This is a genomic window from Rhodococcus sp. NPDC056960 (assembly GCF_042674125.1).
Lineage (GTDB): Bacteria > Actinomycetota > Actinomycetes > Mycobacteriales > Mycobacteriaceae > Rhodococcus_F.
In genome coordinates this window covers 49,811-64,332 of the sequence record NZ_JBHURF010000015.1, presented here as the reverse complement: position 1 = coordinate 64,332, position 14,522 = coordinate 49,811, and the positions used below count along the sequence as shown (strand labels likewise).

13 protein-coding genes and 1 pseudogene are annotated in these 14,522 nt (G+C 66.4%); 4 read left to right on the top strand and 10 right to left on the bottom strand.

The genetic code is table 11. The features are described 5' to 3' along the window. Positions 1 to 74: 74 nt before the first annotated feature. From cofH to ACFTWF_RS23960, 4 genes and pseudogenes are all read left to right on the top strand, one after another. Entirely contained in the window at positions 75 to 2,546 is a 2,472-nt protein-coding gene (gene cofH / locus ACFTWF_RS23975; RefSeq protein ID WP_378463665.1) for a 5-amino-6-(D-ribitylamino)uracil--L-tyrosine 4-hydroxyphenyl transferase CofH, read from the top strand. Further along, positions 2,543 to 3,349 carry a 6-phosphogluconolactonase gene (gene pgl / locus ACFTWF_RS23970; protein ID WP_378463664.1) on the top strand — a complete coding sequence of 269 codons (807 nt, stop codon included), beginning with the start codon at positions 2,543 to 2,545 and terminating at the stop codon, positions 3,347 to 3,349. Before cofH ends, pgl begins: the two co-directional genes overlap by 4 nt. A 41-nt stretch (positions 3,350 to 3,390) precedes the next feature. Further along, positions 3,391 to 4,302, top strand: coding sequence for a 2-phospho-L-lactate guanylyltransferase (gene cofC, locus ACFTWF_RS23965; protein WP_378463663.1), 912 nt, complete (start codon positions 3,391 to 3,393; stop codon positions 4,300 to 4,302). Further along, a pseudogene (locus tag ACFTWF_RS23960) lies at positions 4,299 to 5,627 on the top strand (coenzyme F420-0:L-glutamate ligase). Before cofC ends, ACFTWF_RS23960 begins: the two are co-directional and overlap by 4 nt. A gap of 68 nt (positions 5,628 to 5,695) precedes the next feature. Here the strand turns inward: ACFTWF_RS23960 and ACFTWF_RS23955 are convergent. The 10 genes from ACFTWF_RS23955 to ACFTWF_RS23910 form a co-directional block, all read right to left on the bottom strand. Beyond that, entirely contained in the window at positions 5,696 to 6,652 is a 957-nt protein-coding gene (locus tag ACFTWF_RS23955) for a nucleoside hydrolase (RefSeq protein WP_378463662.1), read from the bottom strand. Between the two features lie 372 nt (positions 6,653 to 7,024). Continuing rightward, positions 7,025 to 7,162, bottom strand: a complete 138-nt coding sequence (locus ACFTWF_RS23950; RefSeq protein ID WP_378463661.1) for a hypothetical protein — start codon at positions 7,160 to 7,162, stop codon at positions 7,025 to 7,027. A 72-nt stretch (positions 7,163 to 7,234) separates the two neighbouring features. Next, positions 7,235 to 7,675, bottom strand: a complete 441-nt coding sequence (locus tag ACFTWF_RS23945; protein WP_378463819.1) for a DUF1931 family protein — start codon at positions 7,673 to 7,675, stop codon at positions 7,235 to 7,237. A gap of 13 nt (positions 7,676 to 7,688) precedes the next feature. After that, positions 7,689 to 9,416, bottom strand: coding sequence for an FAD-dependent oxidoreductase (locus ACFTWF_RS23940; RefSeq protein ID WP_378463660.1), 1,728 nt, complete (start codon positions 9,414 to 9,416; stop codon positions 7,689 to 7,691). Further along, positions 9,394 to 9,660, bottom strand: coding sequence for a UBP-type zinc finger domain-containing protein (locus ACFTWF_RS23935; protein WP_378463659.1), 267 nt, complete (start codon positions 9,658 to 9,660; stop codon positions 9,394 to 9,396). Before ACFTWF_RS23935 ends, ACFTWF_RS23940 begins: the two co-directional genes overlap by 23 nt. Next, a complete protein-coding gene (gene trxA / locus ACFTWF_RS23930) occupies positions 9,657 to 10,109 on the bottom strand; it encodes a thioredoxin (protein ID WP_378463658.1) in 453 nt (150 codons plus the stop codon). The genes ACFTWF_RS23935 and trxA overlap by 4 nt, the downstream gene beginning before the upstream one ends. Positions 10,110 to 10,122: 13 nt before the next feature. Next, positions 10,123 to 12,756, bottom strand: a complete 2,634-nt coding sequence (clpB, locus tag ACFTWF_RS23925; RefSeq protein WP_378463657.1) for an ATP-dependent chaperone ClpB — start codon at positions 12,754 to 12,756, stop codon at positions 10,123 to 10,125. Beyond that, on the bottom strand, positions 12,738 to 13,067 hold the full coding sequence (locus ACFTWF_RS23920; protein WP_378463656.1) for a chaperone modulator CbpM: 330 nt from the start codon (positions 13,065 to 13,067) through the stop codon (positions 12,738 to 12,740). Before ACFTWF_RS23920 ends, clpB begins: the two co-directional genes overlap by 19 nt. Beyond that, on the bottom strand, positions 13,064 to 13,990 hold the full coding sequence (locus tag ACFTWF_RS23915; RefSeq protein ID WP_378463655.1) for a DnaJ C-terminal domain-containing protein: 927 nt from the start codon (positions 13,988 to 13,990) through the stop codon (positions 13,064 to 13,066). The genes ACFTWF_RS23920 and ACFTWF_RS23915 overlap by 4 nt, the downstream gene beginning before the upstream one ends. 6 nt (positions 13,991 to 13,996) lie before the next feature. Continuing rightward, positions 13,997 to 14,521 (bottom strand): nucleotide exchange factor GrpE, encoded by a 525-nt coding sequence (locus ACFTWF_RS23910; RefSeq protein WP_378463654.1) that lies wholly within the window; start codon positions 14,519 to 14,521, stop codon positions 13,997 to 13,999. Position 14,522 lies beyond the last annotated feature (1 nt).

Here is a 14,522-nt window from a genome sequence, read left to right as displayed (position 1 = left end):
ATCGAAGTGGGAGCCGCCGAGCCGCGCTCGAGGGGTTTCCATCACACCGGTAGAGGCGTAGAGAGCATCCCACCATGAGTCTCGATATAGGTACGAAGTCAACAATCCACCAGCTCGGCACCACCAGGAGCGCCCTCGATGCGCTGTCCGTCGATGACGCGGCCGTTCTTACCCGTCCCCTCCCGGAGCTGATGGAACGGGCAGCCGCACTGCGCGACTCACACTTCGGCACGAGGGTGACATACTCGCCCAAGGTCTTCATTCCGTTGACCTCACTGTGCCGCGACGGGTGTGGTTACTGCACGTTCTCCCGCTCACCCGCACGCGCGGAGGCGCCTTACCTCACGCCCGATCAGGTGCTCGCGATCGCGATGCAAGGGGCGCAGGCGGGATGTCACGAGGCGCTGTTCACGCTGGGGGAACAGCCCGAAGACCGATACGACGTCGCGGCCCAATGGCTGGGCGATCACGGTTACGGCTCCACCGTCGAGTACCTGGCCGCAATGTGCCGGCTCGTGACCGCGGAGACCGGATTGCTGGCGCACGCCAACGCCGGAGCCCTCGCACCGGATGCTCTGTCGCTGCTGCGGACGGTCAGCCCCGGCCAGGGCATGATGATCGAGTCGTTGAACCCAACCCTGATGGCCCACCGCGGTGCGCCCGACAAGAGACCGGAACGCCGGCTGGCCACGCTGGAAGCCGCGGGCGAACTCGCGATTCCCTTCACCACCGGGATCCTCGTCGGCATCGGAGAGTCTCCGCAGGACCGTGTCACAGCGCTGCGCGCCATCGCGGACCTGCACAGACGTTACGGGCACGTCCAAGAAGTGATCGTGCAGAACTTCATGCCCAAACCGGACACCGTGATGCGCAACGAACCCGCCTGCCCGCAGGACGACTTCCTCCGCACGATCGCGATGGCGCGGTTGATCCTGCCGCCGGATGTGCACCTGCAGGCACCCCCAAACCTCTCGGAAGACGTCGGTGCGCTGCTCGACGCGGGGATCGACGACTTCGGTGGTGTGTCCCCGGTGACGGTCGACCACGTCAACCCGGAACGACCGTGGCCCTCGCTCGACCGGCTCCGCGAGGTGACCGAACGTCACGGCAAGTTCCTCACACCCCGCCTCACCGTCTACCCCGAGTTCGCGCGCCGCCCCGACCAATGGATCGACCCCGGTCTGCGCTTCGCGATCCTGGACCGGTCGGACGCCGAGTCGCTCGGCCGCGACGACCCGGGTGCGATGTTCCCCGAGCGCCACGCCGACGCGAAGAACGTCGGCACCGGGGCGGAAGTCGTCCAGATCGGTCGACGCTCGACCGTCTGGAGCTCCGGGTCGGAGTTCGCGCCCACCGATCTGGTGCCGAGCCGCAGGCGAGGGTTCGGCGGGCCCGTCACGGACGTCCTCGACGGTATCGCCTCGGGGCAGGAACCGGGAGTGGGCGAGATCGTCACCCTCTTTGGAGCTCGCGGGGGAGAGGTCGCCGAGGTCGCCGAGTTCGCCGATCACCTCCGCTCCAGGGCGGTCGGAGACGACGTGACATTCGTGCGGAACCGGAACATCAACTACACCAATGTCTGCACCTTCAAATGCACCTTCTGCGGGTTCTCCAAGGGGCCGCTGTCGCTGAACCTGCGAGGCAAGCCGTACCTGCTGACCCTTCAGGACGTCGCCGGCCGTGTCCGGGAGGCGTGGGATCTCGGGTGTACCGAGGTCTGCCTGCAGGGCGGCATCCATCCGTCCTTCGACGGCGACTACTACATCGACGTCTGCCGCGCGGCGAAGGAAGCAGCGCCCGACATCCACGTGCACGGCTTCACGGCCCTCGAGGTAACCGAAGGGGCCAAGCGGCTCGGGGAGCCGCTCGAGAAGTACCTACAGCGATTGGTCGACGCAGGACTGAAGTCGCTCCCGGGCACCGCCGCCGAAATTCTCGACAACGACGTCCGGGCGACCCTCTGCCCGGACAAGATCGACACCGAGGAGTGGCTCGAATGTCACCGCGTCGCCCACTCGATGGGCCTGACGTCGAACGTGACGATGATGTTCGGAACGGTCGAGGAGCCCGTGCACTGGGCGCGCCACTTCCTCCGCACCCGAGAACTCCAGCGTGAGACCGGCGGGTTCACCGAGTTCGTCGGTCTTCCGTTCGTACACATGGCGGCTCCGATCTACCTCAAGCGAGGTGCGCGCCGTGGGCCGACCTGGCGAGAAGTAGTGCTGGTCCACGCGATTGCGCGAATCGTCTACGACGGGCTGATCGACAACGTGCAGGCCTCGTGGGTCAAGCTCGGACTCGACGGGGTTCGTCAACTGCTCCAGGCCGGAGTGAACGACGTCGGCGGGACGTTGATGGACGAGAACATCAGCCGCGCCGCCGGCGCCGCCCACGGCCAGCAACTCGACGAGACAGACCTGGACGCGGTGGTGCAGGGAATCGGCCGCCGCCTGCGACGGCGCACGACCAACTACCTGACGCCTCCCACCCACCAGCTCGATCTGCACGGTGCACCGACACACTCACCAGAGGTGATCCTCAGATGACCACAATAAGAACCGCTTCCACCCTCCCGAAGCCGATCCCCTATATCTACGACGACGGCGAACAGCTCGCCGGTGACGTCGCGTCGAGGTTGCTTTCGACTCTTGCCCAGGCGCAGCAAGAGCGCGCCTACGCATCGTTGGTGCTCACCGGAGGACGAACCGGGACAGCGGTGCTCGACCGACTACGCACCGCCCCGAATCGCGACATCGTCAACTGGCATCGAGTGAACTTCTTCTGGGGCGACGAGCGCTTCGTGTCCCGACATCACCCCGACCGTAACGAGAAACAGGCGCGCGAGGCCCTGCTGGACCACCTGCCCGTGGACCCGAGCCGCGTGCACGTCATGGCGCCCTCCGACGGCGGCTTCGGCAACGACGCCACCGCAGTAGCAAGCGCCTACCAGGCGCTACTGTGCGCGTACGGTCGCCTGGATAGGACGCCTCTGTTCGACATCTGCCTCCTCGGGATGGGCGAGGAAGGTCACGTCGCCTCGATCTTCCCGGACTCACCGGCAGTGCTGGAGAAGCAACGTGAAGTGGTGGCGGTATACAACTGCCCGAAGCCGCCGAGCACCCGGATTTCGCTGACCCTGTCGGCGATCACGCGCTCCCGCGAAGTGTGGCTGATGACTACCGGCGACGCCAAGGCGCCCGCAGTCGCGACGCTGATGCAGCAGGGGCTGACGCCCCAGCAGCTACCGGCAGCGGGGGCGCTGGGTTCGCACGCGACCCGGGTCTTCCTGGACGCGGCAGCAGCGAGCCTGCTGTCCAACTGCGCAGACCTCCCCGCCTCGGCGCGATAACCGATGATGGGAAAGACCCACCCGAGAATCCGAGTCTTGTAATGACGAATCCGCATCCTATCGACCTGATAATTCCGGTCAAGTCACTCTCCGAGGCGAAAACACGACTCCGGGGCGCGGTTGACGGCGGTACCGGAAAGATGAACGCGCACAAGAGGCTGGTCCTGGCGATCGTGCTCGACACAGTCTGCGCTGCGCTGCGGGCACGAGCGGTCGACTCGGTGCTCGTCGTCACCCCGGACCCGGTCGTGGCGCGCAGCGTCGAACGGCTCGGTGCACGCGTACTGGGAAACGAGCCAGCCGGGGGAGTGAACTCGGCGTTGAACCACGGCGCGGCCCTGCTGGAGCGGGAACGCCCAGGCCGAGTGGTGGGCGCGTTGCTGGCGGATCTTCCAGCGCTTCGGCATCGCGAATTGTCCGCATTCATCTCGGCTGCCGACGGCAGGCGTGCGTACTGCGCCGACCGGGATGGAAAGGGCACAACGTTGCTGCTATCGGCGGCGGGCGAAGGACTGTTTCCGGCCTTCGGCATCGGTTCGGCGCTCGCCCATCAGGCGTCGGGCGCCATAGCTCTCGAGGGTGAATGGACTTCGCTGAGGTCAGACGTGGACACCGCCTCCGACCTGCGCACGGTCCGGGGATTGGGCTTCGGCGCCCGCATGGCTGCTCTGGGGTCGGCGCGTGAGTTCGCGTTCTTGGACAAACACGAGGCTGCGATGATCGACTTTGCCCGCCGCTGGCAACCCTTCGGTGGCGGAACCGCGGATGACATATTCATTACCTTCGGCGTGCCACCGCGCCCGTACTTCAAACAATTGACCGCACTGTTGTCGTCGAACGTGACTCCTGAACTCGCGCAGAGTCAGCGGGAAAAATTACTCCGACAAGCGAAGTTGCGACTTGCAGAGGAGGACCGGATTACCCGAATTCCTCGATTGCAGAGCCAGCGATGACGTCGGCCGCCCAGTCTTCGGGAGCCCCGGACGTCCCCGACCACGGCTCTGTCAGTGGACTCCATGTGTTTCCCGTGACAGGTCTTCCGGAGGTCCGGCGGGGAGACGACGTCGCCGAACAGGTCGCGCACCAGGCGCCTTGGTTTGGTTGACGACGACATCGTCGTGATCACGAGCAAGATTGTGTCCAAGGCAGAGGGACGAATCGTCGATGCGCCGACAGGAGCTCAGGATCGTGACGCGTTCCGGGCGCGTCTGGTCGAGCAGGAAGCCGTTCATGTCGTTGCCCGCGAGGGGTCAACCGTCATCACCGAGAACCGTCTGGGGGATCGTGCAAGCCGCTTCGGGGATCGATGGGTCTAACGTCTTCTCGTACGAATTGGTACTACTACCAGAGAACCCCGATGAGAGCGCGCAGTCGATTCGGCATGTTTGCAGTATCTGCTCGGTGTCAGCGTGGCGGTGATCATCACGGACACGATGGGCCGCGCGTGGCGCCAAGGGCAAACCGCCGCGACGCGCAGGGCAACGTGCTGGTAACCGAGGTGGCAGTGGGCGACGAACTCGCGGCCGCCGCCGATCTGGTGAAGGGCAAGGTGGCGGGTATCTCCGTCGCTGTAGTTCGGGGACTGAAAACATACGACGACGGGTCAGATGCAACCGATCTGACTTGTTCTGGCTCGGCACCGCTGAGGCGCTGGCACAAGGTCGCCGCGAGGCTCAGTTGCTGCGGCATTCGGTTCGCGCTTTCAGCTGTGTTCGCTGTCGATCGTGATGTTCTGGATGTCCGGATTCGGCACCACAGGCCGGTTCACCCAGAGCTGATCACGCAGGCGGTCGCCGAATCCCTGACCGCACCAACCCGGCACCACACACGTCCTGTGTGATTTGTATGGCTGCGGTCGCGAGGTACGCGTGCGATTCCTCGCCGCGATGCGCGAGCAATGGCGGATCGATCTGACCGCTGACGGCTTGCCCCCGGAGCGGGGGGCGGCGAATCGTTCGCGGCGGCATTTTTGTTCGACGCCCGGGAAATTACCGTCCCGTACTGTGTACTGGACGGCGCCCAACAATACCCGGACGCGTACCGTCGGCGCGCCGAGACGACGATGTTCACCGTGGCCGTCGGCGCGGCGGTACAAGGGCTTTTGGTTTCCCTCGCCGCACGGGAAGTGGGCAGTTGTTGGATCGGATCCACCATCTTTGCGCCGGAGATCGTTCGCATGGAATTGGGTGTGCCGGCGGACTGGAAGCCGCTCGGCTACCCCAGGACCTCGGCACGTCCTTCCGCCCGCCGATGTGGCGGGGCGCTCGTAGAATTGTGAGTTCGCACGAACGCACTGCCCAACGGCAGCCTTGGGTAGTGTCCGCTACGCCCTGTCGTTCGGCCTCTTCAGGCCGGTGCCACAGCGAGACCCGCGACGCGCGTGATGACGAGGTCACGGAATCGGGCGACATCCAGATCGACCGCCAGACGGGTACCCGGCGTGGCGCACCCCCCGGACGTGGTGACGGAGCCCGACAGCGTGCACACCGTCTGTCCGCGACCGACACCGACACCGGTCTCGACTTCGACTGCCGCGGTCTGCAATCGAACGATCGAAGGATCCACGATCGCCGCGATCACCAAGGCGTCGTGCATGGGCCAGCCGTCGGCCTGAATGTCACCGTAGCCTCGGATCATCGTCGCGAGGAGTGACCCGGTATGTGACCGCGCCTCGAGCATTGCGAGTGCTTTCTCGTCCAGAGTCGAACGTCGCGTGACATCGAGTCCCAGGAGCCAGGTTTCGAGGTGCGGACATGCGAAGACGCGTTGCGCCGCCTCGGGGTCGGACCAGATGTTGAACTCTGCAACCGGCGTGATGTTGCCCCGGCCGGTGCTCCCGCCCATGATCACCAGCTTGTCGATCCGGTCGATCAACTCGGGGTGCATGGCGACGAGCAGGGCGATATTGGTCAACGGACCGATCGCCGCGATCGTCACGGACCGCGGTGCGGCCTCACGGAGCGCCGACGCGAGGAGTCCGACGGCGTGTTCCTTGGACAACGAACGAGTCGGCGCAGGAAGCTCGACGCCGCCCAACCCGTTCTCGCCGTGCGGTGACGGCTGGTTGTGCATCCCGATGCGGACGAGCGCGCGGTTTGCGCCCGCCGCGACCGGAACGTCGTCCCGTCCGAGTGCGCGCAAAAGCCGCAGTGCGTTGTCGGTCGCCTCTTCGACCGGAGCGTTTCCCGCGACCGTGGTGACGCCAAGCAGATCGACCTCTGGGCTCGTCACCGCCAGAGCCAGCGCCAGCGCATCGTCAATCCCTGGATCTGTATCGATGATCAATCGCGCAGGCGCAGCCACTGTCGGTTCTCCTCAGGCTTCTCGGGGTCGGCAGGATTCGACCCATGATAGAAACGATACAATTCTGTTCGACTCTCTGCGGCAAAACCGGACGTGCAGCCAAGATAGGAGGCCTGTAACGCGTTCTTCCAAAATTTCGTGTCGCATACCGCCAATTATCTAATCGTTTCGACTGCGCGAGTCGCCGCAAAGTATTCGAGAATTGGTCGCGAGTTGCCAAGCACGGCCGCGGCGGAGCGGGTGGTGGCCGCGTAGGCCTGTGGTGATCACCGCCGCCCGACCCAGCTGTTCTGCACGCCATGCGGCCTGACCCGTCGGTCTCGATGTTGCGGCGGCGGGCCTTGCGGAGCGCCGCGGTGATCTGGCGGCACGTCAGTCTCGCTGCTGCCGCCGGGGCGGGGCCTTACCGAGCAGCTCGAGGGCGTCGACCGCATCGAGATCCTCGAACGGTTTCCCGGCCGCCGGGCAGTACTCGCGCAGTACGTGTCGCAGCCGCTGGGTAGTCGACAACCGGTACTACTTGACTCGGACGAGTTCGTCGCGTCCCGGCAACCAACGGTTCGCCCCGGCCGCTGGCCGGGGTCAGAGCAGTAGATGGAAGATGTCGAAGGCGATGTTCCATTCGGCGGTCCCGGGGTTCTTGCGGTCCGGCTCGACCGTGACGAAGGTATGCGCCAGTGCCACGCTCAGGCCTCCGGCGATCAGCGGCAGTCGCCGCTCGGTCTCCTCGGAGAGTGCCACGTCCAACGGCGGCCGGGCCGTCAGTTGATCGAGCAGAGGTTGTAGTTCGATCTCCTCGTCCAGTTTTTCGAACCGGTGGATGCTCTCCTGCAGCCCCTTGGTGATCGGCAGGTCCCACGGTTCGATCACGTCCCTCAGGTTTGCCTTTGCCGAGGCCTTGCCGATGAGGATCACGTCGTAGATCTTGTCGTCGATGAAATCCGTATAGCGCTTGAGATCGTTCCGGTCGACTTGCAGTCCAGCCGCGGCCCGGAAGAATCGCTGGAATTTCACGGTGCCCATCACTGGCATGTCGTCAGCTCCTCTCGAAGTATTCATGGATTTGGCGAACCGCCATCGCTCCTTCACCGACAGCGGATGCGACCCGTTTCACGGAGCCGCTGCGGACGTCGCCCGCCGCGAACAGGCCGGGGCGGTTGGTTTCGAGCGTCCTCGACGGCCCGGCGCCGATCCGCCGGTTGCCGTCCCCTCGGGCGTGGACCGCGTCCACGCCCGTGAGGACGAAGCCGTGGTCGTCGAGCGCGATCGCGTCGGCCAGCCACCCGGTGTGCGGCATCGCCCCGATAAACACGAACAGGGCGTGCACCCGGATGGTGTCCTGTTCCCCTGTGCGATTGTCCTCGACCACGATTGCATCGAGGTACTTCTCACCGTGGACCTCGCGAACCTCGGTGTTCCGGTGGACGGTGACGTGCGGGTGGTGCTCGATCTGGTCCACGAGGTATCGGGACATGTTCTTTCCGAGGTCGTCGCCGCGGATGAGCAGGTGGACGTGGGAGACGTGGTCGGCGAGGAAGACGGTGGCCTGTCCGGCGGAGTTTCCGCCGCCGACGATGGCGACCGGGTCGGTGCCGCACATCCGCGCTTCCTGATGGGTTGCGGCGTAGTACACGCTCGTCCCTTCCAGTGCTTCGATCCCCGGAACCGCCAACTTGCGATATCGCGCCCCGGTGGCGAGCACGACGGTCCGGCCGCGAACCGCGCCGCCGTCCGCCAGCCGGAGCACGTGGTTCCCGGACTCGGATCCCAAACCGGTCACCTCCGCCGATACCAGGATGCGGGCGCCGAACTTGCCGGCCTGGATCACCGCGCGCTCGGCTAATTCGGAGCCGGAGATCCCCGCCGGGAAGCCCAGGTAGTTCTCGATCCGGGAGGAGGTACTGGCCTGGCCGCCGGCGGCGATCGACTCCAGCGTCACCGTGGTCAACCCGTCTGAGGCGCCGTACACGGACGCGGCCAGACCGGCCGGTCCGGCACCGACGACGACGAGGTTGCACACGTCCTGGGCTGCGTCCAGGACCGGGTCCGGGACCGGAAGCCCGACGATGCGGGCGAGTTCCGCATTCGTCGGATTGCGCAGCACCTTCTCGCCGTGCCAGATCACGACCGGAGTGTCCTCGGGGGCGATGTCCAGGCTGCGCAGCAGCTGCTCCGCCCGTGCGTCCTGCTCCAGATCGAACCACCTGTGGGGCAATCGGTTGCGCATGGCGAACTCGCGAAGCCGCAACGTATCCGGGGAATAACAGGAGCCGACGATCCGGAACCCCGAACCGAGCCCGATCAGCAGGTGCCGGCGCACCAGGTAGGCGCGCAGGATCAGATCGCTGAGCACAAGATCGTGGGCAACGAGCTCACGCACCCGCTCGGCCGGGACGACGAGCATCTCGCCGTCCTCGATCGCCTCGGCGGTGAAGAACGCCACCTGGCCTTCGAGCAGTCCGAGCTCGCCCAGGAAGCGGCCTGGACCGTGCACGCGCAGTATCCGGCGTTCGCCGTCCCCGTCGCCCTCGTCGATGACCGCGACCTTGCCGGAAAGGATGACGAAGAAGTCGTTGCTGTGCGCGCCCTCTCGGATCAGCACCTCGCCGGCGCGAACCGATCGACGCGCGCCACCGGTCGCGAGCGTTGCCACCTGGTCGTCCGTCAGCCGCGGGAAAGCTCCGACCGCATCCGGGGTCTCGTCGTCGACCGGCGGACCGTCGCCGAGGGGTGCGGCGTCCTCAGACGAAGTTCTGGTCGACATAACACCAGCGCCAATCTTCACCGGGTTCCATCGACTGGACGATCGGATGGCCGATGGCGTGGGCGTGCGCGCTCGCGTGCTTGCCCGGCGAGGAGTCGCAGCATCCGACGTGTCCGCACGTCAGGCACAGCCTCAGATGCACCCACGGGGTGCCGAGGCGAAGACATTCCTCGCAACCCTGCGGGGTCCGGGGCGCCACGGGCCGGATCGCGGTCACGTGGGGGTCCGCGTGGACCGAGGTCATGGCTTTGCCTCCTTGCCTGCATTTTCCGAGAGCGCCTGATCGAGCCAGGTGCGCAGCGCCGGTACCGGGGCGGCGCCCGCCTGACGAGCGAGGACCTCACCCCGGTCCATCACCAGCAGCGTCGGCACGGCGCGGACGGTGAACCGTTGGGCCGTCTGGGGCGCAGCATCCACGTCGACCTTGACCAGCTTGATCTGACCCGCGCGTTCCCTGGCGAGCTGCTCGAGTGCCGGGCTGACCATGCGGCACGGGCCGCACCACGTCGCCCAGAGATCGACGAGCACAGGCACCGAGGATTTCTCGGCGACCTCCGCGAAGTCGTAGTCCCCGGCCGAAGTAATCCAGGGCAGCGGCTCGTGGCAGTTCCCGCAGCGCGGTGTGCCGTCCCCGGCCGCCGGCACCTTGTTGACCTTGTGGCAGTTCGGGCACTTCACCTTGTCGGATCCCATGACCCACCTCGTCTCAGGCCGCCGCGACGGCGGGTTCCGCATACGCGACGGCGAGCTCGCCGCCGTCCACCGTGACACCGATGGTGCCACCCGGTTCGATCTCGCCGCGCAACAGCGCACGACCTATCCTGGTCTCGACCTCGTGGGCGATGAACCGCCGCAGCGGCCGCGCACCGTAGACCGGATCGAACCCGCGTTCGGCGATGAGCCGGCGCGCCTCCGCCGTGATATCCAGGTGTATCTGCCGCTCCGACAACCTGTTCCGAAGGTCGGTGAGTTGCAGCTCGACGATGTGCTCGATCTGGGGCAGGGTGAGCGGGGTGAACAACACGATGTCGTCGACCCGGTTGAGGAATTCGGGACGGAAGTGCCCGCGCAGTTCCGCCAGCACCCGCTCCCGGGCGTCCGGTTTGATCTCGCCGTCGGCTGTGACTCCGTCGAGGAGATGCTGGGATCCGATGTTGGAGGTCATGATGATGACGGTGTTCCGGAAATCGACCTGCCGTCCTTGGGAATCGGTGATGCGGCCGTCGTCGAGTACCTGCAGCAGGGTGTTGAAGACGTCGGCGTGGGCTTTCTCGATCTCGTCGAAGAGCACCACGGAGTACGGCTTGCGACGCACCGCCTCGGTGAGCTGGCCGCCCTCGTCGTAGCCGACGTACCCGGGGGGTGCACCGATGAGCCTGCTCACCGTGTGCCGCTCCTGGTACTCGCTCATGTCCAGGCGCACCATGTTCTCTTCGCTGTCGAAGAGGGCGCTGGCCAGCGTCTTGGCGAGCTCGGTCTTTCCCACGCCCGTCGGGCCCAGGAAGATGAACGAACCGATCGGCCGGCGCGGGTCGCGGATACCGGACCTCGCCCGGATCACCGCGTCTGCGACCAGTTGCACCGCCTCGTCCTGACCGACGACCCTCTCGTGCAGGATCTCGTCGAGCTTGAGCAGCTTCTCCCGCTCGCCTTCCTGCAGCCGGGCGACCGGGATACCCGTCCATGCGGCCACGATCTCGGCGATCTCGTCTTCGGTGACCACCTCGCGCAGCAACGGATTGCGGCCCTGCCGGGTGGCCAGTTGCTCCTCCGCCGCCGCGAGTCGGCGTTCGAGCTCGGTGATCTCGCCGTATCGCAACTCGGCGGCCCGATTGAGGTCGTAGTTGCGCTCCGCTTCCTCGGCCTCGTGGCGCAACCGTTCCAGCTCTCCCCTCAGCTCCTGCACCCGCCGGATCGCCTGCCGCTCGGCCTCCCACTGGGCGTGCCGGGCGTCGGCCTCGGCCCGCAGATCCGCCAGCTCCTTACGCAGCTCCTCGAGGCGCGTCTTGCTGGCCGCGTCCGTTTCCTTGGACAGCGCGGCCTCTTCGATCTCCAGCCGGGTCACCTTCCGGGTGAGCTCGTCGAGTTCGGCGGGCATCGAGTCGATTTCGGTGCGCAGCCGCGCGCATGCCTCGTCTACCAGATCGATCGCCTTGTCCGGAAGGAAGCGGTCGGTGATGTACCGGTGTGAGAGGGTCACGGCGGCCACCAGTGCGCCGTCCTGAATCTTCACGCCGTGAAACACCTCGAGGCGTTCCCGAAGTCCGCGCAGAATCGAGATCGCATCCTCGATGCCGGGCTCGTCGACGAGAACGGTCTGGAAGCGACGCTCCAGTGCCGCATCGGATTCGATGTGCTTGCGGTACTCGTCGAGGGTGGTGGCACCGATCATGTGCAGTTCGCCGCGGGCGAGCATCGGCTTGAGCATGTTGCCGGCGTCGAGAGACCCCTCGCCGCCGACTGATCCCGCGCCGACCACGGTGTGTAACTCGTCGACGAACAACAGGATGTGCCCCTCGGCCGCCTTCACCTCGGACAGCACCGCCTGCAGTCGCTCCTCGAACTCGCCGCGGTACTTCGCGCCGGCCACCAGGGAACCCATGTCGAGCGAGAAGATCGTCTTGTCACGCAGGCCCTCGGGCACGTCACCGCGGACGATCCGCTGGGCGAGTCCCTCGACGATCGCGGTCTTCCCGACGCCGGGGTCACCGATCAGCACCGGATTGTTCTTCGTCTTCCGGCTCAGGATCTGCGTCACCCTGCGGATCTCGGCATCTCGGCCGATGACCGGATCGAGTTTGCCGGCCCGCCCCTCGGAGACGAGATCGCGGCCGTACTTCTCGAGCGCCTCGTACGCCCCTTCCGGGGTCGCCGAGGTGACGCGCTGATTGCCGCGCACTTTCGTCAGCGCGGTGAGGAAGGCATCTCGTGTGACCCCATGACTGGCGAGGACACGTCCGGCCGCACTGGCCGACCCCTCCTCGGAGAGGGCCATCACGAGATGCTCCACCGACACGTAGGAATCTTTGAGTCGCTTCGCCTCCCGTTCCGCGGCGTCGAGCAGCTTGGCCAGGCGCTGGGTGATCATCACCTGACCGGGTGTCGCGCCGGGGCCGCTGACCTTCGGCCTGCGCGAGAGTTCCCGTTCCAGATCGGATCGCAGGGCGTCGACGTTCGCGCCGGCCTGCTCGAGCAGCCGGGGTACCAACCCGTCCTGCTGATCGACCAACGCGAGCAGCAGGTGCTCACCGTCGACCTCGGTGTGGCCCATTCTGGTCGCTACGTTCTGGGCTTCCTGCAGGGCTTCTCGTGACTTTTCAGTCAGGCTGCCGGTGTCCATGGGGGTGTCCTCCTTCTGCGGGACGCTGCTTCGAGTTCCTCGATTCGATCCAGCAGATCGAGCACCAGCCCGATTGCCGAGTAGTTCAGGCCCAGACCGGTCCGCAGCCGTTGGATGCGGGCGGCGTGGGCCACTTCGGATGGTTCGAAGGACATCTCGCCGCCGGCGTCGTGGTGGGCGTCGAGCAGGCCGAGGGCCACCAGCTTTCGTGCCAGGTCCGGGTGCAGCCCGGTACGTTCGGCGAAGGCATCCGGCGACAGTCGGGTACGGCGAACCAAGACGTACCGGGTGACGGGGGTCGGGGTGCTCATGTCTGTTTCCTCGGATCGAAGTTCGATTCGGCGGCCAACTGTTCGAACAGCTCGCGTTCGCGTGCTGTCGGTTTCGACGGCACCATCACCTTGATTTCGGCGTAGAGGTTGCCGTTGGCGCCCCGCGGATTGGGCATACCTTCTCCGCGCAGGCGCAGCTTCCTTCCCGTCGACGAGCCCGGTGCCACTTTGACTTTCGCGTCGCCACCCGGGGTAGGAACGACGACGGTCGACCCGAGGGCCGCCTCCCAGGGCGATACGGGCAGGTCGACGTAGATGTCCCGGCCCTGTACCCGGAACCGGGAATGCGGTTTGATCCGGACCACGAGGTACAGATCCCCGGGCGGCGCGTCACCGTTGCCCCGGCCGCCTTGCCCGGCCAGCCGGATGCGCTGGCCGTCCAGGACACCGGCCGGAATGTCGACGTCGTACTGCCGTCCGTCCAGTCTGAGAGTGCGTTTGCCGCCCCGATACGCCTCTTCCAGGGGCAGTTCCAGTTCCGCCTCCTGATCGGCGCCGGGTATCGGCCCGTACCCACCGCCGCCGCCGAACATCTGCCCGAAGAGGTCCTCGAAGTCGACGCCGCCCTCGCCACCGACACCGTGACCGAAGTGCACCCGTCTGCCCCCGCCCCCGCCGCCGTATCCCGCGCCGCCGTACCCACCGGCGCTCGCCCGGACCCGTTCGTCGTAGTCCTCGGGCACCCGCCGGAAGTCGTCACCGAATCGGTCGTAGCGTTTGCGGGTGTCCGGGTCGGACAACACCTGGTAGGCCTCGTTGGCCTCCTTGAACTTGTCCTCCGCGGTGGGGTCCTTGTTCACGTCGGGGTGGTACTTGCGGGCCAGCTTGCGGTACGCCTGCTGGATTTCGTCGGTGCCGGCGCCGCGCGGGACCCCGAGCACGTCGTAGTAGTCACGCGCCATCGGTGCTCACCCCTCGGGCCGGCTGACGACCACCGAGGCGGGACGCAACTGCCGCCCGTCCTCCCCATAGCCCGGGCGCAAGACCTCGATCACGGTCCCGGAGGGAAGGTCGGGTTGGGCCACCACACTGACAACTTCGTGGAGCTCCGGGGAGAACGGCACACCGACCTCGTCGTGGCGCTCGAAGCCGAGCCGTGAGAGCAACTGCACCGCCTGATCCCGGATCGCCTTCACACCCTCGACGACGGCCTGAGGATCGCTGCCCGCATGGGCCAGCGCGAGCTCCAGATTGTCCAGCACCGGCAGCCACGCCGCCGACACCCTCGCCGCCTCCGCGGCGCGTTCACGGTCCAGATCCTTGGCATACCGCTTGCGCAGGTTGTCCAGATCTGCGAGGGCCCGGCGCCAGCGGTCCTCGAGTTGAGCCAGCTCGGCCCCCGTGTCGGTGCGTTCAGGCACCGTCTCGGTCTGATCGGTGTCGGTACCGTCGGTAGCCGGCTCGGTCGTCGAATGATCTGCAGACCTGTCCATC

Bases quoted from the DNA above. Each gene is read 5' to 3' on its own strand.
- pgl (WP_378463664.1), top strand. From the start codon at position 2,543: ATGACCACAATAAGAACCGCTTCCACCCTCCCGAAGCCGATCCCCTAT.
- trxA (WP_378463658.1), bottom strand. From the start codon at position 10,109: ATGGGATCCGACAAGGTGAAGTGCCCGAACTGCCACAAGGTCAACAAG.
- ACFTWF_RS23915 (WP_378463655.1), bottom strand. From the start codon at position 13,990: ATGGCGCGTGACTACTACGACGTGCTCGGGGTCCCGCGCGGCGCCGGC.
- ACFTWF_RS23945 (WP_378463819.1), bottom strand. From the start codon at position 7,675: ATGGGCACCGTGAAATTCCAGCGATTCTTCCGGGCCGCGGCTGGACTG.
- cofH (WP_378463665.1), top strand. From the start codon at position 75: ATGAGTCTCGATATAGGTACGAAGTCAACAATCCACCAGCTCGGCACC.
- ACFTWF_RS23940 (WP_378463660.1), bottom strand. From the start codon at position 9,416: ATGTCGACCAGAACTTCGTCTGAGGACGCCGCACCCCTCGGCGACGGT.
- ACFTWF_RS23920 (WP_378463656.1), bottom strand. From the start codon at position 13,067: ATGAGCACCCCGACCCCCGTCACCCGGTACGTCTTGGTTCGCCGTACC.
- ACFTWF_RS23910 (WP_378463654.1), bottom strand. From the start codon at position 14,521: ATGGACAGGTCTGCAGATCATTCGACGACCGAGCCGGCTACCGACGGT.
- ACFTWF_RS23935 (WP_378463659.1), bottom strand. From the start codon at position 9,660: ATGACCTCGGTCCACGCGGACCCCCACGTGACCGCGATCCGGCCCGTG.
- cofC (WP_378463663.1), top strand. From the start codon at position 3,391: ATGACGAATCCGCATCCTATCGACCTGATAATTCCGGTCAAGTCACTC.
- clpB (WP_378463657.1), bottom strand. From the start codon at position 12,756: ATGGACACCGGCAGCCTGACTGAAAAGTCACGAGAAGCCCTGCAGGAA.